This window comes from Roseomonas sp. SRI_022 (genome assembly GCF_057586215.1).
In genome coordinates, this window is sequence record NZ_JBYCZL010000033.1 from 25,628 (window position 1) to 47,881 (window position 22,254).

Sequence of the window (22,254 nt, forward strand, 5' to 3'; positions counted from 1 at the left end):
CTGCACCCGCGACGCCCCCCGCATCCACAATGCCGGTGAACGGCACGATGCCGCCGCCCCTGCGGGCGACGGCATCGGCCATGGACGGTGCGGGCGGTGGTTGGGGCGAGCGGTACCGCCCGCCGTCGTCAGTGGGAGGGCCGGCCGCGCTCCGCGCTGGCCCAGCCATGGGTGTGGACCAGGCCCTCGTCGCGATCCTCGGCCGGCGCCGGGGTCACCTGGGGGCGGGGCTGCGTTGGGCGGGACGGTTCGGTCGCCCAGCGGTGGGAATGCACCAGGCCGTCGTCGTGGCTGTCGTTGTTCATGATCGTGTCCTCTCGTTTTCGTTCAGTGCGCCGGCTGCGGCGTCTTGTCGTCGTGGAACTGGGCGGTCTCGGTGGAGTGCGCCATCGCCGTGGTGGAGGACTGGCCGCCCGAGGCTGCCATCGCCACCGCGTCGAAATAGCCGACGCCGACCTCGCGCTGGTGCCGCACCGCGGTGAAGCCTTCGGCTTCGGCGGCGAACTCGGCCTGCTGCAGCTCGGAGTAGGCGCCCATGCCGCGCTCGGCATAGCCGCGAGCCAGCTTGAACATGGACAGGTTCAGGCTGTGGAAGCCGGCGAGCGTGACGAACTGGAACTTGTAGCCCATGGCGCCGATCTCGCGCTGGAAGCGGGCCGCGGCCTCCACGCCCATCTTCCGCTGCCAATTGAAGGACGGGCTGCAGTTGTAGGCGAGCATCTTGCCCGGGAATTCGCGGTGGATTGCCTCGGCGAATTCGCGGGCGTCATTGAGGTCGGGGTCCGACGTCTCCCACCACAGCAGGTCGGCATAGGGCGCATAGGCCAGGCTGCGCGCGATGGCGTACTGCTTGCCCACACCCGGCTTGATCCGGAAGAAGCCTTCCGGCGTGCGGTCGCCCGAGATGAAGGGGCGGTCGCGCTCGTCCACATCGGCGGTCAGCAACTGGGCGCTTTCCGCATCGGTGCGGCACAGCAGAACCGTCGGCACGCCTTCCACATCGGCGGCGAGCCGCGCGGCGTTCAGCGTGCGGATATGCTGGCTGATCGGCACCAGCACCTTGCCGCCGAGATGGCCGCACTTCTTCTCCGACGCCAGTTGGTCCTCGAAGTGCACGCCGGCCGCACCGGCCTCGATCATGGCGCGCATCAGTTCGTAGGCGTTCAGCGCGCCGCCGAAACCGGCTTCGGCATCCGCGATGATCGGCGCCATGTAGTGCGTGCGGTCATCCGCCTTGCCGTCGAGCCGTTCCAACGTCGCGATCTGGTCCGCGCGGCGCAGCGAGCCGTTGATGCGGCTGATCACCTTCGGCACGGAGTCCACGGGATAGAGCGACTGGTCCGGGTACATCTGCCCGGCGCTGTTCGCATCCGCGGCCACCTGCCAGCCCGACAGGTAGATCGCCTTCAGCCCGGCCTTCACCTGCTGCAGCGCCTGCATGCCGGTCAACGCGCCGAGCGTGTTCACGAACGGCTCGGACTTCAGCAGGTCCCACAGGCGCCGGGCGCCGTTCTCGGCCAGCGTATGGCGGACACGGAAGGACCCGGCGATGCGGGCGACATCGGCATCGGTGTAGTCGCGGCGGATGCCGGCGAAGCGGTTGGGGTCCTGCGGCGGCAGGGCGCCGCCGGTACCGTCGGGAGCGAAGCAGGGTGTGCTGGTCGGGCGCATCGTGATCCTCAGGGAGTGCTCTTGGCCGGGGCATCCGGCGCCCGTGAATAATTCACATTGCACTGCCGAGAATCACCAGCGATCTTGGGTGCGGCGCAGCAAGAACGTAGGGATTTTCACAGACGCGGCGCTGATTTTGTGAAGGGTGTAAAGCGATGGCCCGCCCCCTGATCGGCCGCACCGTCCGCCGCCTGCGCAGCGAGCGCGGGCTGACGCAGCAGGCGCTGGCCACCCGCCTCGGCATTTCCGCGAGCTACCTGAACCTGATCGAGCACGACCAGCGCGCGGTCACCGCATCCCTGCTGATCAAGCTGACGGAAGTGCTCGGCGTTGAACTCGCCGCGCTGTCCGGCAGTGCCGAACGGCAACTGGAATCGGGCCTGCGCGAGGTGCTGTCCGATCCGATGCTCGGCCTTGAGGAAGTGCCGGAAGGCGAGGTCGCGACGCTCGCGGCATCCGCGCCGAACGCGGCGCGGGCGGTGCTCGCACTCTATCGCGCCTGGCGTGTGGCGCGGGAGGATTCGTCGGGCCTCGCCCTGCCGACGGGCCGGCGCATCCTGCTGCCGAACGAGGAAGCGCGCGACTTCTTCCACGACCGCGCCAACCATTTCCCCGCGCTGGAAGCCGCCGCCGAGGCGATCGGACGCGAGATCGGCACGCGCCCGTCCGAGATGAACCACGCGATCGCCGAGCGGCTGCGCCGCGCCCATGGCCTGACGGTGCATGTCGGTCCGCTGGATGGCGCGATGCGGCGGCACGATGCGGCGGCGCGCGTGCTGTACCTGTCGGAATCCTTGCCGCGCGAATCCCGCGGCTTCCAGATGGCCTTCACGCTAATGCTGCTGGAAGCACGGGACGCGGTGGATGCCGCGATGGCCGGCACCGAGCCGACCACGCCAGAAGCGGCTCAGATGATCCGCATCGGGTTGCTGAACTACGCCGCCGCCGCGCTGCTGATGCCCTATGCGTCCTACCTCGCCGCAGCGCGCGAATTCCGCCATGACATCGAGGCGCTGGCCGCGCGCTTCGGCGTGTCCTTCGAACAGGCGGCGCAGCGCCTGTCCACCATGCAGCGGGACGGCGCGCGCGGCGTGCCCTTCTTCTTCCTGCGCGTCGATCCCGCCGGCAATGTCGGCAAGCGCTTTTCCGCCGCCGGCTTCCCCTTCGCGCGCTTCGGCGGGTCCTGCCCGCGCTGGGTGGTGCATGAGGCCTTCACCACACCCGGGCGCATCCGCGTGCAGGTCGCGCGCCTGCCCGATGGCGCGACCTTCCTGACCCTCGCGCAGACCGTGCAGGGTCCGGCCGCGCATTGGGGCGAGCCGCCGCCGGTGCATGTCATCGCCATGGGCTGCGACATCACCCGCGCGCCGGAGCTGGTCTACGCCGATGGGCTTGACCTGGATGCGGCGGCGGTCGGCATCGGCCTGTCCTGCCGGCTCTGCGACCGCGCCGATTGCCGCAGCCGCGCCTTCCCGCCGCTGGAACACCGGCTGGTGCTGGACCCGGCGGAGGAAGGTACCGCGCCCTATCGCTTCGAGACGGCGTCACGGCCGGCGGCGGCTACCGCTGCCGATCCTCCGGCCGCCGCCCGGGTGCGCAAGGTGCGGCCACGCTGACGGGCCGCGTGGCCAGGGTCAGCCGAACATCCAGTCGCCTGCCGGTTCCGGCCCATCGGGCGGAGGCACGCCGGCCTCGGCGAGCCAGGCCGCGAGCGCCTCATTCGCATTCGGTTCGGGCAGGCGGGGCAAGGTCGCGTCGTAAAGCGCGGGATCCGCGGCGACGCCGGGGTCGAGGCCGAGCAGCGCCGCCGCCGCTTCCCGTTCCGCCGCATCCGGCCCCGCTGGCGGACCGGCGTTGGCGGCGAGGATGGCGTCGAGTTCGGCGCGCGTCGGGAAGGCGTCCTCGGCGGCCAGCGCGAAGGCGGGTTCGACGAGCGGCGCTTCCATCGGCGCGACGTCCGGCGTCGCCGCCTCGGCCAGGACACTCCCGGGTTCAGGTGCCGCGGCGGACGGCTGGGCCGGCTCCGGCGTGCGGCCGGGGACCAGCACCTCCTGCGGCACGACGAAGGGCGGGTCTTCCGGCACGAACAGGAGGTCGGGCGCGGACAGGATGGGCATGGCGCAACTCGAACCGCTGGGGGTGGCTGCAGCGTCCTGCCGCGTCTGCGGCCCGCGCAGCGCGAGCCTTAACCATGCGTCAATCTATGCCACAGAAGCGGCAGGGCTTAACCCACAATCGTACATCGTTAACCTAAAACAACCACTGATTGCGCAACCAGCGCCCCTGGCGCATTCCGCGCCGGGGTGGCACGACAGGACCAAGCGGTCCGCCCCGGACCAGGATCAGGAAGCGTGCCCATGACCCGCAGCCTTCGCGTCGCGGTCCAGATGGACCCGATCGAGACCATCAACATCGACGGCGATTCCACCTTTGCCCTGATGCTGGAAGCGCAGGCGCGCGGCCATGCGCTGTGGCACTACCATGTGCGCGACCTCGCGCTGCGCGGCGGGCGCGTCACCGCCTGGGCGCGGCCGATCGAGGTGCGACGGGTGAAGGGCAATCACTTCACCCTGGGCGCGGAGATCGAACTCGACCTCGGCAGCCAGGCCGACGTGGTGCTGATGCGCCAGGATCCGCCCTTCGACATGGGCTACATCACGGCGACCCATGTCCTTGAGCACATCCACCCGAAGACGCTGGTGGTGAACGACCCGGCCGAGGTGCGCAACGCTCCGGAGAAGCTGTTCGTCACCCACTTCCCGGACCTGATGCCGGTCACGCTGGTTACCGCCGACCGCCGCCGCATCGCGGCGTTCCGGGAGGAGCATGGCGACATCATCATCAAGCCGCTGTTCGGCAATGGTGGCGCGGGCGTCTTCCACCTGCGCCCCGACGATCCGAACATGAACAGCCTCGTCGAGATGTTCACCGAACGCTCGCGCGAGCCGCTGATGATCCAGAAATACGTCCCCGCCGTGCGGCAGGGCGACAAGCGCATCATCCTGGTGGACGGCATCGCGATGGGTGCCATCAACCGCGTGCCCGCGGCCGGCGAGGCGCGGTCGAACATGCATGTCGGCGGCCGGCCGGAGCAGACCGTGCTGACCGACCGCGAGAAGGAAATCTGCGCCGCGATCGGGCCGGAGCTGAGGAAGCGCGGCATGATCTTCGTCGGGATTGACGTGATCGGCGGCTACCTCACCGAGATCAACGTCACCTCACCGACCGGGCTGCAGGAGATCGCGCGCTTCGACGGCGTGCATCTGGAAAAGGCGATCTGGGACGCGATCGAAGCGAAGCGCTGACAGGCTGCCGGGCGCCGTGGTGGCTCAGGCCGCCGCGGCTTCCGGCGCCGCCATCACCACCGTCACCATCGCCCCGCCTTCCGGTGCATTGCCGAGTTCGATCCGGCCGCCAAGGCGCTGCGCCATGCTGCTCATGACCAGGGTGCCGAGGCTGTCGCCATCGGGGTCCGGTGGTGTAGCGAAGCCGGGGCCGTCGTCGCGCAGCGTCAGGCGTCGTTCACCGGCCGCATCGGCTTCGAAGCGGATCTCGATGCGCCCCGTCTCGCGGTCGGCGAAGGCGTGCTTGATCGCATTCGTCAGCGCCTCGGCGACGATCATCGACAGCGAAGTGGCATCGCCCGGCATGATGGCCAGGCGCGGTGCCCGCACGGCGACCTCGATCTCCGTTCGCCCGGCGGCGGAGAGAATGTCGCGCACCAATTTCTCGAGCGCCTCCTTGAAGCCGGCCTCCCCGAGCGCCGGATCGTGCAGGCGGCGGTGGATGGTCGAGACGATCGACAGCCGCGTCACCGCATCGTCCAGCACGGCGACGGCATCCTCGGCGGTCATGACGCGCTTCGATTCCAGCGACAGCAGGCTGGCGACAAGCTGGATGCCATTGGCCACGCGATGCTGCAATTCGCTGAACATCAGCCGTTCAGAGGCGCGCATCGCCTCCATTTGCGACCGCTTCCATTCGAGCCGCGCCAGCGCCTTGGTCAGCCGGTGCACCAGCGCGATCTGGCTGCCTGCGACCAGCGCGAAGATGCCGAGCGCGACGGCGTCCCTCGGCCATGCGAATTTCCACTGCCCGAAGGGCGGCAGGAAGTAATAGATGGCGACGATCAGCGAGGCTGCCGCGACCGCCGTGGCCGGCATCCAACCGCCAACGAAGGATGTCAGCAGCACCGCGAGGAAGAAGGTGACGAACGGCAGCCCCGCCATCGTATCGGAAAAATAATGGCGTGCCAGGAAGGCGACCGCGAAGGACACCGCTCCGACCGTCCATCCGAACCACGGCTTGCGGCTCAGGGTACCCGATGCAGCCAAGCCAAGCGGCCTCCTCGCGACGCCTCATCCTGCCTCCAATGCGCCGTGGCGTCATTATCCTGCGATAAGGAGGATGAGTCCTGCGATAAGGAGGATGATGATGGAACCGGCGCTGCCCTGCTCGGCCTGTCCGCTACGCGCGTTGCCCGCTTTCAAGCCGGTCGCGGGGGCCGTGCTCGCTTCCATCACCGCCGCCAAGGTCGGCCAGCGGCTATGTACTGCCGGCGCCACGATCCTGTCCGAGGGCCAGGCCACCACGCGGGTCTATGTGCTGCTGTCCGGCTGGGCCTTCCGCTTCAAGACGCTGGAGGACGGGCGCCGGCAGATCTTGAACTTCCTGCTGCCCGGCGACCTGCTCGGCCTGCAGGGTGAACTGCTCACCAACCTGCCCCATGGGGTCGAGGCGCTGACCGAGGTGAACCTCTGTGCCTTCGGCACCGACGCCATCCCGGGATTCTTCCGCGACAATCCGGACATCGCGCTCGACATCACATGGCTTGCCGCGCATGAGGAACGGCTTGTGGACGATGCGGTGCTGACGGTTGGCCGCCGCACGGCGATGGAACGCGTCGCAGCGCTCCTGGTGCATCTGTTCAAGCGCGCTGCCTCTGCGGGCCTGGTCGAGAATGGCAGCATCCGCTTTCCGTTGACGCAGCTTCATGTTGCCGATGCGCTGGGCCTTTCCGTCGTGCATACCAACCGGATCCTGCAGCGGCTGCGCCGCGGCGGCTTCATCCGCCTGGATGGCCAGCGCCTGGCAATCGGGGATCTGCGCGCGATGCGGAGGGTGGGTCGCTACTGGGAAGAACCGGCGCCGCGGAGGCCGTTGCTGTAGTTCGCCGGGCTGGCGAGCGCCACCTGCGTTGGCGGCTTCGAGCAGCGAGCAGGTCGCCAGAAAGCAATGCCTGGCGGTGATCACCGATCCAGTTCGGCAGCAGCCAACGCCGCTATCGCCAGGTCGATGGCCGCCAGGGGATCGTCGTCACCGAGGAACCAGGCCGCCGACAATCCGGTCCAGGCGAGAATCCACTGCAGCAGGCGTCGCCGCTCCAGCCCGCTCGCCTCAACGACCACCTCCAGGCGCCTGGCGAAGCGGCCGGGCTCGGTTGCCACCGGCCGGGTCGGATCCGCCAGATCCGGATTGGTGAAGATGTTGGCGAAGTCGAAGCCACGTTCGCCGACCAGCCGCTTCGGGTCGATGGCAAGCCAGCCTCGCGGGCCGAAGTCGAGCACGTTGTCGTGGTGCAGGTCGCCATGCAGCACCCCGACCTCGCGGGGCTCGGCCAGCAAGGCGCGCGCGGCTTCGGCACTGCGGACGAGGATGCCGCCATGCCCGGCCGCCGCCGGTTCCAGGTCGCGGAACCAGGACGCCAGCGGAACCGGTTCCGGGCGCGGCTTCGGCCGCGGGGCATGCAGCCGCGCAGCGGCGGCGCACAAGATGCGGCAGGCTTCGTCGTCGCGCCCCGAGCGGGCCATCTCCGCCAGGGAAGCCGGACCCGTGGCACGTTCCAGCAGGATGGCCGCATCGTCCTGGGCCAGGACGCGCGCCGCGCCGTCGCCATCCCACCACGTCATCAGCACGCCGCCGAGACGCTCATCCTCCTCGTGGGAGAGCTTGAGCATGGCGGGTTCGTTGCCCCTGAGGACGGGCAGCAACCGCGCGGCGGCCGTGGTGATGGGATCGCCGTCGGGGATGAGGCCCCAGCGGGCCAGATGGGATTCAAACATCCGGCTGCCATAGCACGGGGCTGCGCCGCTTCGGATCGCCGCGGTCCCTGACCGGGATTTCCGCCTCGCGCCTTGTTCGATCGCGCCGGGGGCCGGTGCCGCGCGACCGAAAAACACTCTAGCCTGCGCCGCTGCCGTCAGGGAGGGCGTGGATGCTGAAGGTCTGGGGCCGGGTGAACTCGGTCAATGTGAAGAAGGTGCTGTGGATGCTCGACGAGATCGGCATCCCCTATGACCGCGAGAATGCCGGGCTCGAACACGGGGTGGTGAACGACCCGCCCTATCGCGCCATGAATCCCAATGGCCGCGTGCCGACCATCGAGGACGGGTCCTTCGTCCTGTGGGAGTCGAATTCCATCCTCCGCTACCTCGCCATGAAGAACGGCAACGCGCTGTATCCGGCCGATCCCGCCGCGCGCGCGAGCGCCGATCGTTGGATGGACTGGCAGCTTTCGACGCTGAGCCCGGCCGAGCGGAACCTGTTCTGGGGCATGGTGCGCACGCCGCCGGACAAGCGCGACGTGAGCGCGATCACAGCGGCGGCCAAAGCGGCCGGAGAATGCTGGGCCATGCTGGATGCGCATATCGCGGGGCATGGTGGCCCCTTCATCGACGGCGCGGCGATGACCGTCGCCGACATCGTGCTCGGCTGTTACGCGCGGCGCTGGTTCGGACCCGAGGTGCGTGTGGACGGCATGCCGCATCTTCCTGCGCTCGGCGCCTGGTATGCCGCGATCGGCGCGCGGCCGGGCTTCGCCCGCTGGGTCGCCGTGCCGATGACATGAACCACGACGACTACACGCGCGAGTACTACGAAAGGAACGCTCCGCAGCGGGAAGCGCTGGCGCGCCGGCTTGACCGCCGGCCCTTCGGCAGGAGCCTCGCGCTGCAGCTTTGGGTGGAACTGCGTCGCTGCAAGACGGGCGAGGGCCTCATCCACGAGTTCCATCGCGACTACTGCGGGCATGGTCTCATCCGCATGGCGGATGGCGTCATGCTCTGCGAAATCCAGGACGGGCATCTTCCGGGTCCACCAATCGAGACCTGGCACGACCGGGACGAGTTCGCGGAATTCTTCGCCCGCCAAAGCGACTGGAGCTGCTCGGGCTGGGACCGGAAGGAACCGGTGTTCTATACCGAGGATCCCTGGCGGCGGTCGAACCAGCGGCTGAACTACCGGATCCTCCGCGTCTTCATCCTGCCGAACACGCATGCGCGCGGCGCCGGCGGACCATCGGCGGAGGATATCCAGGCCCTTCGCGACCAGGCCGCGGCGGATATGGACCGCACGCCATTCGGCGAGAAGCTGGCGCGGAAGGTGTGGCGGGAATTGTCCTGGTGCACGGATGGCGAAGGCGTCGTTCACAGGCGCGAACGCGATTATCGCGGGCACAGCCTGGTCCGATCGGGCCAGGACGTGATCCTCTGCGAGATCGAGCATGCGGAACCGATGGGGCCGGCCATCATGGCCTGGCGCGACCGGGAGGAGTTCGTCGCGTTCCTTGCGCGGCAAACGGATTGGAGCTGCGCGGGGTGGGACGCGACCGAGCCGGTCTTTCACCTGGATGCGCCGTGGCGGTACCTGGGGCGGCGGCTGACGCGGGCGACCCTGAAACGGTTCGTGCCGTTTTGGTGAGGGGCGGGGCCCCGCCCTTCACATCCGTCACGCCGCAAGGCGTGCCCGACAAAAGCCAGCGATGGGGTGCGAAAGGCATCAGCCCTTCACATCCGTCACGCCGCAAGGCGTGCCCGACAAGAGTCAGCGATGGATGTGAAGGGCGATCAGCCCTTCACATCCATCGCCTGTCGCAGTCCGTCCGACAGCAGGTTGAAGCAGATCGACGTCACGAAGATGCACATGCCGGGCAGCACCGCGACCCAGGGCTGCACATAGATCGCCGTACGCAGCGTGTTCAGCATCAGCCCCCATTCGGGCTCCGGCGGCTTGGTGCCGAGGCCGAGGAAGGACAGGCCGGAGGACAGGATCATGCAGACGCTGATCAGCGAAGTCGCGTAGACGAAGATCGGCCCCAGCACGTTGCCCAGCACATGCACGCGCACGATGGTGAAGGCCGAGGCGCCCGACGCCCGCGCCGCATCCACGAAGTCGAGGTTGCGCACCCCCGTCGTGACACTTTCCGCCACGCGGATGATCGGCGGCACGAAAACCAGCGTCAGTGCCAGGATCGCATTGATGATCCCCGCGCCGAGCGCCCCCGAGATCGCCACCGCCAGCAGAACCGAGGGGAAGGCGTAGAAGATGTCGGTGGTGCGCATGATCGCCATGTTCACGCGGCCGCCGGCGAAGCCCGCCAGAACGCCAAGCGTGGTGCCGATGACGAAGGCGAGCACGACCGGCGTGATGCCCATGAACCAGGACAGCCGGCCGCCGAACAGCAACCGCGTCAGCATGTCGCGTCCGAGTTCATCGGTGCCGAGCGGATAGTTCGGCGTGCCGACCGCCCGCAGGCGCCGGATCATGCTGCCCTGGTAGGGATCATGCGGCGCCAGCAGCGGTGCGAAGACGATCGCCAGCAGCATGACCAGCAGCACCAGCGCGCAGGCGATGGTCAGCGGATCCCGGCGCAGCCGCTTCCACACCCCGGCCCAGTAGCCCTGGCTGCGCGTGGCGCCCTGCTTTGCCTGGACGGCGAGTTCGGCCTCGGCGGCCGTCGGCGTGGTCGCGCTCATCGGCTTGTCTCCGTCATGCCCGCTTGATCCGTCACGCGCTTGCGCGTGCCCGACGATGCTCCGCGGATCATGCCCGCTTGATCCGCGGATCGAGTGCCGTCTGCACCAGGTCCACCATCAGGTTCAGCGCGACGAAGAACATCGCCAGCACCAGGATGGTCCCCTGCAGCACCGGCAGGTCGCGCTGGAAGATCGCGTTGTTCAGCAGCATCCCGGTGCCGGGCCAGGAGAACACCGTCTCCACCAGGATCGACCCGCCCATCAGGTAGCCGAGCTGCAATCCCATCACCGCCAGCGCGTTCGGCGCCGCGTTCTTCACGACATGCAGGAAGATGCGCTGCCGCGTCAGGCCCTTGCCGCGCAGCGCGGTGACGAATTCCTGGCTCATGATCTCGGCGACGATGCCGCGCACGGTGCGCGTCACGATGCCCATCGGGATGACGGCAAGCGTGACCGCCGGCAGCACCAAATGCTGCATGTGTTCCCAGTCCCAGGACCAGTCGGCGGATCCGCCCGGCCCCGCGCCCATCGCCGGCAGCCAGTTCAACTGCACCGAGAAGATCACCACCATCACCATGCCGAGCCAGTAATGCGGCACCGACACGCCGGCGACCGCAATGCCCACCGCGGCGCGGTCGATGAAGGACCCGCGGAAGGTGCCGGCCAGCCCGCCCAGCACGCAGCCCAGGATGAAGCCGAGCATCGAGGCGACGACCGCAAGGCGCAGCGTGTTCACCACCGCGCCCGACAGGTCTGACCAGACGCTGCGCCCGGTCGCCAGCGACCGGCCGAGATCGCCTTGCACGACCTTCAGCAGCCACAGGCCGAACTGCACGGGCAGCGGCTTGTCGAGCCCATAGTCACGCCGCACCTGCTCGACCACGTCGCCCGGGGCATCGGCCGGGACGATGGCGTTGATCGGGTCGCCGGGGGCGATCTGCACCAGCATGAAGCAGACGAAACCGACCGCCAGCGCGATGGGGATCGCATAGAGGATGCGGCGGATCAGGTAGAAAAACATGCGCTCTCCTGACGGACACCGGGCGAGGCTGCGCCTCGGTGCGGATGGATCCCGGCCGTCGCGGCGGGTGGGGTCGATGGCCCGCATCCTCGCGATGCCAGCCCGCCGTGCCGCGCGGCCCGGATCGACCGGACGCTGCAAGGGCCATGCCATGCCCCGCCCCGGCGGGGGCGGCGGCCGGCGGGCTGGCCGTGCCCAGAACGGCGGCAGCCTGCCCGCGTCGCGTGCGTGCGCCGAGCGGCTCGGGTGCCGGCCCTTGCACCCGCCACGCCCCCATGCTGATCCCATGCGATGCGACTGCTGCTGCTGAACGGCAATACCGACCCGGCCATCACCGACCTGCTCGCGGCCCGCGCGGCGGAGGCGATCCCCCGCCTCGGCCTGCCCGCCGCCGAGGTCGTGCCGGCCACCGCGCCTTTCGGGGCGCGCTACATCTCGACCCGCGCCGCGGTCGCGGTCGCCGGCCATGCCGTGCTGGCGGCACTGGCCGAGCATGTCGGTACCGACAATCCGCGCGGCTACGGCGCCGCCGTGATCGCCTGCTTCGGCGAACCAGGGATCGAGGCCGCGCGCGAACTGCTGCCCATCCCGGTGATCGGCATGGCGGAGGCCTCGATCGCCGCCGGCCTGGCGCTCGCCCCGCGTATCGCGCTGCTGACCGGCGGCGCGCTGTGGGTGCCGATGCTCGAGGAATTCTGCCTGATCCGCGGCCATGGGCCGGATCGGGTGGCGGTGCGGGGCGTTGCACCCACGGGGGACATGATCGCCCGCGACCCGGACGGCGCCATCGCCCTTTTGGCCGAGGCCGCGCGGGCCGCGGCGCGGGATGGTGCGGGGGCGGTGGTGCTCGGTGGCGCGGGGCTGGCGGGCCTTGCCCCGCGCGTCGCGCCGCTCGTCGATGTGCCGGTGCTGGACAGCCTGGATTGCTCGCTGGTGGCAGCGATGGGTGGCGCAGCGGTGCCTCCGCGTGTGGCGCAGGCGCCGCTGGTCGGCGGGTCGGACGCGCTGCGGCGCTGGTTCGCATGATGGGTGTCGCGCGGCGTCGGAGGGGCCTTGCCCCTCCAAACCACCCCACCAAAGGCCCGAGGCCTTTGGAAACCGTCACGTGGCGACGGGCACCAAAAGTCGGCATTCCAAAGGGCACTGCCCTTTGGTGGGGTGATTTGGAGGGGCAGAGCCCCTCCAATTCCCCCTGATGAGCATTCAGTCCGACCTCCCCGTCGCCGAGGCCCTGCCGGCGCTGTGCGAGGCGCTGCGCGCCGGCCCCAACGCGGTGCTGATCGCCCCGCCCGGCGCCGGCAAGACCACGCTGGTCCCGCTGATCCTGAAGGACGAGCCCTGGGCAGAGGGTTCCCGCATCCTGGTGCTGGAACCCCGCCGCGTCGCCGCCCGCGCCGCCGCGCGCCGCATGTCGGATATGCTGGGTGAGCCCGCCCCGGGCGGGACCATCGGGCTCGCCACGCGGCTGGATCGCGCCTTTTCCGACCGCACGCGGGTCGAGGTGGTGACGGAGGGCCTGCTGGTTCGCCGCCTGCAATCCGATCCCGGCCTCGAAGGTGTCGCCGCCGTGTTGTTCGATGAGGCGCATGAGCGCAACATCGACACCGACCTCGCGCTGGCGCTTTGCCTCGACCTGCAGCGCGCATTGCGGCCGGAACTGCGGCTGCTGGCGATGTCAGCGACACTCGACGGTGGTGCTTTCGCGGGGTTGCTCGGCAACGCCACGGTCATTGAAAGCCTCGGCCGCGCCTTTCCCGTCACGCTGAAGCATCGCGCCCGCGACCTCGCCGATGCGCGCGACCTGCCGGAGGCGATGGCCGGCACGATCCGCGACGCGCTGCGCGAACATCCGGGCGACGTGCTGGCCTTCCTGCCCGGCTGGGGCGAGATCCGGCGCACCCAGGAACGGCTGTCGGGCCTCGATGCGCTGGTGGTGCCGCTGCATGGCGAATTGCCGCCGGCGGAACAGGACATCGCGCTGAACCCAACGACCGACGGGCGACGGAAGGTGGTGCTGGCGACCTCCATCGCCGAGACCTCGCTGACCGTGCCGGGCGTGCGGATCGTGGTCGATGGCGGGTTCCGCCGCGCGCCGCGCCTCGATGCCGCATCGGGGCTGTCGCGTCTGGTGACGCTGCGCATCAGCCGCGCGGCGGCCGAACAGCGCGCCGGGCGCGCGGGGCGCACCGCGCCGGGTGTGGCGATCCGGCTGTGGTCGGAGGCGCTGCATCGCGGCCTGCCGCTCGCCGACCGGCCGGAGATGCTGGAGGCGGAACTCTCCTCGCTGGTGCTCGACATCGCGGGCTGGGGAGCGTCGATCACCGATCTCGCCTTCCTCGACCCGCCGGCGGCGGGGGCGGTGAAGGCAGCGCGGGCGCTGCTGCACGACCTCGACGCGCTGGACGATGACGGGCGCATCACCGCGACGGGGCGACGCATGGCGCGGCTCGGCACGCATCCGCGGCTCGCGCGCATGCTGGTCGCTGCGGCGGATGACGGGGAACGCGCGCTGGCCGCCGACCTCGCCGCGCTGCTGGAGGAACGCGACCCCATACGGGGGCGGGAGGCGCCCTCCGACGTGCATCTGCGCCTGGATCTGCTGCATGGCGCCGACCGCGCCGATGCGGATCGCGCGACGATCCACCGCATCCGGCGCGCTTCGGCGCTGCACCGGCGACGGCTTGGCGTGCATGGCAGCGTGCATGCGGATGGCGATGCCGGCGCGCTGCTCGCCGCCGGCTTTCCCGACCGGATCGCGGCGCGGCGCGGTGCGATGGATGGCGCATTCCGGTTGGCCTCGGGCCAGGGCGCGCGGCTGCCGGCGACCGATCCGCTCGCGAAATCGGCGCTGCTGGCGGTGGCAGACCTCGCGCTGCAAGGCACCGAGGCGCGCATTCGCATGGCCGCGCCGATTGAGCGCAGTGTGCTCGAAACCCGCTTCCCGGAACGCCTGCGGCGGGAGGAAGGAGCCGCCTTCGACCCCCGGGCAGGTGCGGTGCTGGCGCGCCGCCGCCTGATGTTCGGCCCGCTGGTGCTGGAGGAAGCGACCCTCGCCCATGCCGACCCCGAGGCGGTGGCCGCAGCACTTGCCGATGCGGCCGCCGAACGCGGCCTGCGCGATCTGAATTGGACCGATGCAGCGCGGCAGGCCCAGGCACGGATCGGCTGGATGCGGCGCGTGGAGGGCGAGGCCTGGCCCGACGCTTCCGACGCTGCGCTGGCCGCCAGCGCGCGGGATTGGCTGGCGCCCCATCTGCATGGCCGAACGCGGCTGACCGAACTGGCCGCGCTCGACGTGACGGCGCTGCTGCTCGACCGCCTGCCCTGGGACCAACGCCGGACGCTGGATGCCGCGTTGCCGGCACGCATCGCCCTGCCCGCCGGGCGTTCGGCCGCGGTGGACTATGCGCGCGACGTGCCGACGCTCGAAGCGCGGGCGCAGCACCTGTTCGGCCTCGCGGCGATGCCGCCGCTGGCCGGCGGGCGGGTGCCGCTGCAGGTCGCGCTGCTGTCGCCGGCGGGTCGGCCCATCGCCGTCACCGGCGACCTCGGCGGCTTCTGGAAGGGCGGCTGGGCCGATGTGCGGAAGGACATGCGCGGCCGCTACCCGAAGCATGCCTGGCCGGAGGACCCCGCGACCGGCGGTTGAACCCCCCGGTGCGCCGGCGCAGATTGGACCCCGTGAGCAAGCCTGCCCCCCCTGCCGAGTCGCACCCCCTGTCGCGCCGCCTGGCGCTGCTGCTGCCCGTGGCCCTGGCCGCCTGCACCCGGCCCGCTGCCGCGCAGCGCGGCCTGCCGGATTTCGCCGACCTGGCCGAAAGCGTGCTGCCGGCGGTGGTCAGCATCCAGGTCACCAGCCGCGAGGGCGGGGAGCAGCGCGGCAGCCCGCTGGAACGCCGCCGTGGCGGCCATCTCGTGCAGGGTGCGGGGTCCGGCTTCATCATCGAACCGTCGGGCATCATCGTCACGAACGGCCATGTCGTCGGCAATGCGACGCGGGTGATCGTCACCACCCAGGACGGCACCGAATACCCCGCCCGCGTCATGGGGTCGGACGACCTGACCGACCTCGCGCTGCTGAAGATCACGCCGCGTGGGGCGCTGGCCGCCGTCTCGCTCGGCGTGTCGGCCAACATGCGGGTCGGGCAATGGGTGCTGGCGGCGGGCAACCCCTTTGGCCTTGGCGGTAGCGTGACCAGCGGGATCATCTCGGCGCGCGGGCGCGACATCGGCGCCGGCCCGTTCGACGACTTCATCCAGACCGATGCGCCGATCAACCCGGGCAATTCCGGCGGGCCGCTGTTCAACATGGCGGGCGAGGTGATCGGCATCAACACGGCGATCTATTCGCCTTCGGGTGCCAGCGCGGGCATCGGCTTCGCGGTGCCGTCCGACCTCGCCCGGCCGGTGGTCGAATCGCTGATCCGCGGGGGCCGCGTCGATCGCGGCTGGCTCGGCGTGTCGGTGTCGGATGCGGAAGAACAGGGCCGCCGCCAGCGAGGCGCGGTGATCATGGGCGTGGAACGCGGCAGCCCCGCCGCCCGCGCCGGGCTGCGCCAGGGCGACCTGGTCACCGCGCTGAACGGCGAACCGGTGACGACATCGCGTGCCCTGGTGCGCGGCGTCGCCGTGCTGGCGCCGGGAGAGACGGTGCGCCTGACGCTGCAGCGCGGCGGGCGCCAACAGGAAGTCGCCGTGCAGATCGGCCGGCGGCCGAACGAGGGCTGAGGACGGTTTGAGAATGCCGGCACCGGCCCGCACCCCCACGCCGCGACCCATTCCAGGATGCTGACGTGGGTGGCCAGTTGGGGGTGCGGGCCGGTGCCGGACTTCAGAATGCGCCGAATGGCGCATTCCCAAACAGACACTGAGGACAAGAGCGGATGCGCATCCTGCTGGTGGAAGACGATGCCGAAGTGGCGCGCTTCGTGCGCAAGGGCCTCCAGGAAGCCGGCCATGTGGTCGAGCATGCCGGGAACGGGCGCGACGGCCTGTTCCTCGCGGCGTCGGAGCAGTTCGACATCCTGGTGCTGGACCGCATGCTGCCCGGCGGCGTCGATGGCGTGCGGCTGGTGGAAACTCTGCGCGGGCAGGGCAACCGCACGCCGGTGCTGTTCCTCTCGGCGCTGTCGGCCGTCGATGAACGGGTGAAGGGGCTGAAGGCCGGTGGCGACGACTATCTGGTCAAGCCCTTCGCCTTCGCCGAGCTGCTCGCCCGTGTCGAGGCGCTGGCGCGTCGCCCCACCGTCGATGCGCCGGCGACGCGGCTCAAGATCGCCGATCTCGAGATGGACCTGCTGTCGCGCACCGTCACGCGCGGCGGCAAGCGCATCGAGGTGCAGCCGCGCGAGTTCCGCCTGCTGGAGCACCTGCTGCGCCACGCCGGGCAGGTGGTGACGCGGACCATGCTGCTCGAGAAGGTGTGGGACTACCACTTCGACCCACAGACCAACGTCATCGACGTGCATGTCAGCCGGCTGCGGCAGAAGGTGGACAAGGGCTTCGACAAGCCGCTGATCCACACCGTGCGCAACGCCGGCTACATGATCCGCGCCGAGGCGTGATTCCAAGGGACCATTGCATGGGCCCTTGGAGTCTTTGTGGGGCCTCAGGTGCCGGCGCGCGCATCCGCGCGCTTGGCTTGCGCGCCGTGTACTGTCGCATTGGGCGCGGCGGGCGGTCTGGGCGCGGTCGCGCTTCGCGCTCGCGGGTCGCGGCAAGGCCGCGATCCGATGAGGTCGGACCGAGCTTGGGCTGTCGTGCCGTGGCGCCCTGCGCTGCATCTCTTTTTGGCCTCAGGCGCCGGCGCGCGCATCCGCGCGCTTGGCTTTCGCGCCCTGCACTGTCGCGTTGGGCGCGGCGGACGGTCCGGGCGCGGTCGCGCTTCGCGCTCGCGGATCGCGGCAAGGCCGCGATCCGATGAGGCCGCACCGACCGTTAGCTGTGGCGCCATGGTGCCCCGCACTGTGTCTCTTTCTGGCCCCAAGCGCGGGCGCATACATCCGCGCGCTTGGCGTTCGCGCGCCGCTGCTGCGCTCGGCCCGTGCCTAGCGCGGCCGCCAGCGCCTGGGATCCGCTGCTGCGCTTCCTGCGCGGCGCGTCCTTTCGTTTCGCGCTGCTGTTCGCCGGGGTGTTCAGCTTCTCGGCCTTGTTGTTCGCGCTGGTGCTGTGGTTCGCCACCGCCGGTTCGCTCGACCGCCAGACCGATGCCGCGCTGCGCACCGATGCCTTCGGCCTGGCGGAACGCTGGCGCGAGGCCGGGCCGACCGGCCTGGCCGAGGCGATCGCCGAACGTCTCGCCGCCGATGTCGAGAACCACGCCATCTACCTGATGGTCGATCCGGCCGGCCGGCGCCTGGCCGGCAATCTCGACCGCTGGCCCGCGGAGGCGGGCGACGAGGGGGATTGGTCGGTCGCGCTGGTCGCGCGCGAGGGCGTGCAGGTCGAGGCCCGGACCTACACCGTCGGCCTCGACGGCTATCGCGTACTGATCGGCCGCGACGTGGATGAGAAGCAGCGCCTGCGCGCCCTGCTGGCGGAGGGCATCGCCTGGTCGGCCGCCGCCGCGGCGTCGTTCGCCCTGTTCGGCGCGGCGGTGTTGCGCCGCGCGCTGGAACACCGGCTGCGCCCGGCGGCGCAGACGGCGCGCGCCATCGCCGCCGGCGACCTGTCCCGCCGCGTGCCGTCATCGGGGCGCGACGACGAATTCGACCGGCTGGGGGAGAGCATGAACGCCATGCTCGACCGCATCGACCGGCTGATGGAAGGCATCCGCGGCGTATCGGATTCCATCGCGCACGACCTGCGCACGCCGATCGCACGCGCCCGCGCCAAGATGGAGGAGGCGCTCGCCGGCACCGGCGATGCCCAGGCGCTGCGCGCGGCGATGGAACAAGGGATCACCGACCTCGACAACATCTCCCGCGTGTTCGAGGCGCTGCTGCGCATCGCCGAGGCCGAGGCCGGCGCGCGGCGTGCTGCCTTCGCGCCGCTCGATCTTGCGCCGGTGCTCGCCGATGTCGCGGAGTTCTACGGCGTGGTCGCGGAAAGCCGTGGCCAGGTGATCGAGATCGACCTGCCCGAGCGGCTGGACCTGGTGGGCGATCGCGACCTGCTGGCCCAGGCGGTGGGCAACCTGCTCGACAATGCGCTGAAATTCGCGCCGACCGGCGGCAGCGTGCGGCTGTCCGCCCGCCCCGGCCCGCGGGAAGGGGTCGAGGTGACGGTCGCCGACAACGGGCCGGGCCTGCCGCCCGAGGACCGCGCCCGCGCCGGGGAACGCTTCTTCCGCGCCGATGCGTCCCGCGGGACGCCCGGGTCGGGGCTCGGCCTGTCGCTGGTGCAGGCGGTGGCCCATCTGCATGGCGGCGACCTGGTGTTGCAGGACGCGACGCCGGGCGAGGTGCCACCCGGCCTGCGGGCCTCGATCCGGCTCGGCTGGGCGTGACCGGCCGGGTGCGCCGATGAACGGGGGTTCATGCGGGCGTCACCGGTTGGCTAGGCGGACCCCCGCATGGTGGCGCGGATGCGCGCGTTCCTGCCTTTGGCCTTGCTTTTCGTCACGCCTGATCTCGTTGCCGGTGGCGAACCGACGCCACGGGTCACCACTGACAGCCGGGAATACTGCACCGAATTGGCGGATCGGCTGGGCGACCTGCCCGGTGCGCGGGACGAGGCGGTGCGGAGGCTGGCTGAGGATGGCCTGCGCCTGTGCGAGACCGGGCATCCGCGCACCGGCGTGGCGAAGCTGCGCCGGGCGATCCGCGCCGCGCAGATGCAGCCTTAGCGAGGCGGCGGGCAACGCCGGCGCCTCTGCGTCGCGCATGATCGGCGCACGACCATGGCCCGCCTTCTCCTAGCCCCCGCGCTTGCCGGCGCGGCGGCGACCTGTTCGGGCATCGGCCTCGCGCGCTTCGCCTATGTGCCGCTGTTCCCGGCCATGGTCGCGGCGGGCTGGGTGGATGGCGCCGGGGCCGGTCTGCTCGGGGCGCTGAACCTGACCGGATACCTGGCCGGGGCGCTGACGGCGCGGGCGGTGGCGCGGCTGCTCGGCGTGCCGCGTGCGCTGGATGCGGGCATGGCGCTGGCCGCGCTGGCGGCGGCCTGCTGCGCCTGGCAGGGCGGGCTGGTTTGGCTTGGGCTGTGGCGCTGCCTGGCCGGGGTGGCGGGCGGCGTGCTGATGGCGCTGGCCGGCCCGGCGGTGCAGGCAGTGGTGCCGGCACAGCGGCGCGGCGTGGCGGGCGGGGTGGTGCTGCTGGGGGTTGGTTCCGGCATCACGCTCGGCGCGCTGCTGGTGCCCGCGCTGGTCGGGCACGGGGTTCCCGCCGCTTGGCTCGGCCTGTCGGGCGCGACGCTGTTGCTGTGGGCACTGGCGCGGCGCTTCTGGCCGGCGCCGCCCCCGGCCGAGGCGCGGCAGGGCCGTCGGAGCCTGCCGCCGGTGCGGCTGCTGATGCTGTCCTATGGCCTGTCCGGGGCGGGGCTGGTGCCGCCGATGGTCTATCTGGCGGATCTGGCGGCGCGCGGGCACGGGCTTGGCGTGCGGGCGGGCGGGCTGATGTGGGTGGTGTTCGGCATCGGCGCGCTGTCGGGCAGCCTGGCCGGTGGTGCGCTGGCGGACCGCATCGGCGGGCGGCGGGCGATGGTGCTGGCATTGTCGATGCAGGTGGCGGCACTTGGCAGCGCGCTGTTGCCCGGCGTGGCGTGGCTGGTGGTTTCGGGCCTGCTGTCAGGCGTGGCGGCGGTCGGCGTCACCTCGGTCGCGCTCGCCACCGCGCGGGAGCGCGCCGGGGCTGAGGCCGGGCTGGTCTGGGTGCGCGTCACCGCGGCCTTCGCGGTGGCGCAGGCGGCCACCGGCTTCGTCATGGCCGCGATTTTCGGTGCCACGGGGGAAAGCCATGCGGCGATCTTCGCCGCCGGGCTGCTGCTGTCGGTGCTGTCGCTGATCGTGGCGATGGCCGACCGGCCGGCGCGATAGCCGTCCTCACCATCCAAGCGGCCTGATGCGCGGCATCAGGCCGGGAGCGCAGCCGAGGCCGGTGGATGCGCGCGCCACCGCTCGAAACCGAACAACAGCTTGCGCAGGCACCACGGCGCGACAGGCCAAGGCCGGCCCGGCCCCATCGGATCGCGGCGTTGCCGCGATCCGCGAGCGCGAAGCGCGACCGCGCCCAGAGCGCCCGCCGTCTGAGGGCATGCAAAAACCCGCTGAACCCGGCTTCGCCGGTTTCAGCGAAGCCGCCAGACCTCGACCGGGCCGCGATCCTCGTAGACCACGGATGCGAGGTCGTAGCGTTCCGCCAGCGCCTCCTCGATCATGGTCGCGATGCGCGGGCGGACCCGCGGCCACCAGCCGCGATCGACCACGATCACCTGCGGATTGCTTGCCAGGATGCGCTCGACCTCCTCATTCGGGTCGATGCCCGTCACCCGCCAGTACGGGCCGACGAGCTGGCCTGGGAAGGCGTAGCGCGTCGCCAGCCCGGCCTCGGACATCACGTAGAGCGCGGGGTGGTAGTTCACGATCCAGACGTGATCGCCCGGATCGATCTCGCGCCGGATCGCGGCGGCCACCTCGCGCACCGGGTCCGGGCCGCCCAGGCCGATCGCGCTGTAGAGCATCGGCACCGTCGAGGACCGCCAGGCATCGAGTGCCACGCCGCCCACCAGCAGCGCGAAGGCCGGCACCACCAGCCCCGGCCGCGCCGCCCGCGCCAGCCGCCGCGCGCCAAGTGCCGCGAGCAGGCTGAGCGGCGGCAGCCAGATCAGGAAGTAATGCTGGTAGTACATCCCAGGCATGATCACCGCCCCGGTGGCGGCGATGAACCAGGCGATCGCCACCCAGCGCAGCAGCGCCACCGGCCCGCGCTTCACCGGCGCGCGGATCAGCGCGGGCGGCACCAGCGCGAAGGCCCAGAGCAGGATCATCACCACGATCAGCGAAAAGCGGCTGGCATCCGCCAACCCGACCCGCCCGCCGGCGTAACGCAGGGGCGCGAGGAAGGTGCCCGTGACGAAGGCGTCGAACTCGCCCCGCGCGTAATAGGCGGCACCAAGCATCAGCGTCGGCGTGGCGCAGAGCACCGCGTAGGTGACCGCATAGGCGAAGACGCGCCGCCAGCGCATCAGTCCGCGCAGCAGCGCCGGGCCCACCAGCAGCGCCCAGGCGAGGCAGCCCTCGAACACCGCGACCGGCTTGATCGCAAGCGCGGAGCCGATCAGCAGACCCATGGCGAGGATCTTGTAGAAGGGTGGCGCTTCGTCGTGTTCCAGCGCGCGCCGCGCGCCGCGCAGGCCGAACGCCATGGACCAGGCGACCAGCGGCGCGAACAGGATCTCGGTATTGGTCGCGAGCCCGCCGAGCAACGTGGTGTGCGCGAGGTAGAGCAGCCCCGCCGCCAACCCCAGCGCGGGCGGTGCCGTGGCGAAGCGCACGATGGCGAACAGCGCCCAGGCCGTGAGCCAGGTGCCGATCAGGCCAAGCAGCCGGAACACCCAGATCGATTCACCCAGTAGCCACATGGTGGCCGAGAACAGCGCCGGCGCGCCCACCGGGTGCATGTCCCACACGCCGACCAGTGGCCAGTTCCCGTGCAGCCATTCGCGGGCCTGCACCATGTACAGGCCTTCATCGGTGTCGATCACCGCCGGCACGAAGGAGAAGGCGCGCAGCAGCGCCGCGGCGACCAGCAGGATGACCGGCACCGCCGCCCCGCGCAGCAGCCGTCGCAGCCGTGGGGAGGGCAGCACGAGCCCGCGCGCGGGCGGCGGGGCGACCTGGCTGACGATGGAGCTGTCCGGGCTCATGATTGC

Annotated in this window: 20 protein-coding genes; 12 read left to right on the top strand and 8 right to left on the bottom strand. The window is 70.9% G+C overall.

The genetic code is table 11. The features are described from left to right. Positions 1-128: 128 nt before the first annotated feature. Both AC2YHJ_RS24115 and aceA read right to left on the bottom strand, forming a co-directional pair. A complete protein-coding gene (locus tag AC2YHJ_RS24115) occupies positions 129-305 on the bottom strand; it encodes a hypothetical protein (protein WP_487398735.1) in 177 nt (58 codons plus the stop codon). Positions 306-327: 22 nt separating this feature from the next. Further along, a complete protein-coding gene (gene aceA, locus AC2YHJ_RS24120; RefSeq protein WP_487398736.1) occupies positions 328-1,671 on the bottom strand; it encodes an isocitrate lyase in 1,344 nt (447 codons plus the stop codon). A gap of 155 nt (positions 1,672-1,826) precedes the next feature. On the opposite strand from aceA, the gene AC2YHJ_RS24125 reads away from it, so the two are divergent. After that, the gene (locus AC2YHJ_RS24125) at positions 1,827-3,287 is read left to right on the top strand and encodes a helix-turn-helix domain-containing protein (RefSeq protein ID WP_487398737.1); all 1,461 of its coding nucleotides are present in this window, start codon (positions 1,827-1,829) and stop codon (positions 3,285-3,287) included. Positions 3,288-3,305: 18 nt separating this feature from the next. Here AC2YHJ_RS24125 and AC2YHJ_RS24130 read toward each other — a convergent pair whose 3' ends face one another. After that, entirely contained in the window at positions 3,306-3,788 is a 483-nt protein-coding gene (locus AC2YHJ_RS24130; protein WP_487398738.1) for a hypothetical protein, read from the bottom strand. Positions 3,789-4,028: 240 nt separating this feature from the next. On the opposite strand from AC2YHJ_RS24130, the gene gshB reads away from it, so the two are divergent. Further along, positions 4,029-4,976, top strand: coding sequence for a glutathione synthase (gene gshB, locus AC2YHJ_RS24135; protein WP_487398739.1), 948 nt, complete (start codon positions 4,029-4,031; stop codon positions 4,974-4,976). Positions 4,977-5,000: 24 nt separating this feature from the next. On the opposite strand, the gene AC2YHJ_RS24140 is transcribed toward gshB, so the two are convergent. After that, positions 5,001-6,005, bottom strand: a complete 1,005-nt coding sequence (locus AC2YHJ_RS24140) for a sensor histidine kinase (RefSeq protein WP_487398740.1) — start codon at positions 6,003-6,005, stop codon at positions 5,001-5,003. A gap of 100 nt (positions 6,006-6,105) precedes the next feature. On the opposite strand from AC2YHJ_RS24140, the gene AC2YHJ_RS24145 reads away from it, so the two are divergent. Next, positions 6,106-6,840, top strand: coding sequence for a Crp/Fnr family transcriptional regulator (locus tag AC2YHJ_RS24145; protein ID WP_487398741.1), 735 nt, complete (start codon positions 6,106-6,108; stop codon positions 6,838-6,840). Between the two features lie 80 nt (positions 6,841-6,920). Here the strand turns inward: AC2YHJ_RS24145 and AC2YHJ_RS24150 are convergent, their stop codons facing one another. Beyond that, on the bottom strand, positions 6,921-7,733 hold the full coding sequence (locus AC2YHJ_RS24150) for an aminoglycoside phosphotransferase family protein (RefSeq protein WP_487398742.1): 813 nt from the start codon (positions 7,731-7,733) through the stop codon (positions 6,921-6,923). Between the two features lie 152 nt (positions 7,734-7,885). On the opposite strand from AC2YHJ_RS24150, the gene AC2YHJ_RS24155 reads away from it, so the two are divergent. After that, on the top strand, positions 7,886-8,518 hold the full coding sequence (locus AC2YHJ_RS24155; RefSeq protein WP_487398743.1) for a glutathione S-transferase family protein: 633 nt from the start codon (positions 7,886-7,888) through the stop codon (positions 8,516-8,518). After that, complete coding sequence (locus AC2YHJ_RS24160) at positions 8,515-9,369, top strand: hypothetical protein (RefSeq protein ID WP_487398744.1); 855 nt, start codon at positions 8,515-8,517, stop codon at positions 9,367-9,369. Before AC2YHJ_RS24155 ends, AC2YHJ_RS24160 begins: the two co-directional genes overlap by 4 nt. Before the next feature lie 146 nt (positions 9,370-9,515). Here the strand turns inward: AC2YHJ_RS24160 and AC2YHJ_RS24165 are convergent, their stop codons facing one another. Then, a complete protein-coding gene (locus tag AC2YHJ_RS24165; RefSeq protein ID WP_487398745.1) occupies positions 9,516-10,424 on the bottom strand; it encodes an ABC transporter permease in 909 nt (302 codons plus the stop codon). A 67-nt stretch (positions 10,425-10,491) separates the two neighbouring features. Then, positions 10,492-11,445: an ABC transporter permease gene (locus AC2YHJ_RS24170; RefSeq protein ID WP_487398746.1), complete on the bottom strand. Its 954-nt coding sequence runs from the start codon at positions 11,443-11,445 to the stop codon at positions 10,492-10,494. 291 nt (positions 11,446-11,736) lie between these two features. Between AC2YHJ_RS24170 and AC2YHJ_RS24175 the strand changes: the two genes are divergently transcribed. The 7 genes from AC2YHJ_RS24175 (at position 11,737) to AC2YHJ_RS24205 (ending at position 20,419) form a co-directional block, all read left to right on the top strand. Then, complete coding sequence (locus AC2YHJ_RS24175) at positions 11,737-12,471, top strand: aspartate/glutamate racemase family protein (protein WP_487398747.1); 735 nt, start codon at positions 11,737-11,739, stop codon at positions 12,469-12,471. Positions 12,472-12,640: 169 nt separating this feature from the next. Next, on the top strand, positions 12,641-15,094 hold the full coding sequence (gene hrpB, locus AC2YHJ_RS24180; RefSeq protein WP_487398748.1) for an ATP-dependent helicase HrpB: 2,454 nt from the start codon (positions 12,641-12,643) through the stop codon (positions 15,092-15,094). A 32-nt stretch (positions 15,095-15,126) separates the two neighbouring features. Continuing rightward, entirely contained in the window at positions 15,127-16,173 is a 1,047-nt protein-coding gene (locus AC2YHJ_RS24185; protein WP_487398749.1) for a S1C family serine protease, read from the top strand. A 155-nt stretch (positions 16,174-16,328) separates the two neighbouring features. Further along, the gene (locus AC2YHJ_RS24190) at positions 16,329-17,009 is read left to right on the top strand and encodes a winged helix-turn-helix domain-containing protein (protein ID WP_487398750.1); all 681 of its coding nucleotides are present in this window, start codon (positions 16,329-16,331) and stop codon (positions 17,007-17,009) included. Positions 17,010-17,488: 479 nt separating this feature from the next. Continuing rightward, positions 17,489-18,892 (top strand): sensor histidine kinase, encoded by a 1,404-nt coding sequence (locus AC2YHJ_RS24195; protein WP_487398751.1) that lies wholly within the window; start codon positions 17,489-17,491, stop codon positions 18,890-18,892. 78 nt (positions 18,893-18,970) lie between these two features. Next, positions 18,971-19,231, top strand: coding sequence for a hypothetical protein (locus tag AC2YHJ_RS24200; RefSeq protein WP_487398752.1), 261 nt, complete (start codon positions 18,971-18,973; stop codon positions 19,229-19,231). Positions 19,232-19,285: 54 nt separating this feature from the next. Then, entirely contained in the window at positions 19,286-20,419 is a 1,134-nt protein-coding gene (locus AC2YHJ_RS24205; RefSeq protein ID WP_487398753.1) for a YbfB/YjiJ family MFS transporter, read from the top strand. 251 nt (positions 20,420-20,670) lie between these two features. On the opposite strand, the gene AC2YHJ_RS24210 is transcribed toward AC2YHJ_RS24205, so the two are convergent. Beyond that, on the bottom strand, positions 20,671-22,248 hold the full coding sequence (locus AC2YHJ_RS24210; protein ID WP_487398754.1) for a hypothetical protein: 1,578 nt from the start codon (positions 22,246-22,248) through the stop codon (positions 20,671-20,673). Positions 22,249-22,254 lie beyond the last annotated feature (6 nt).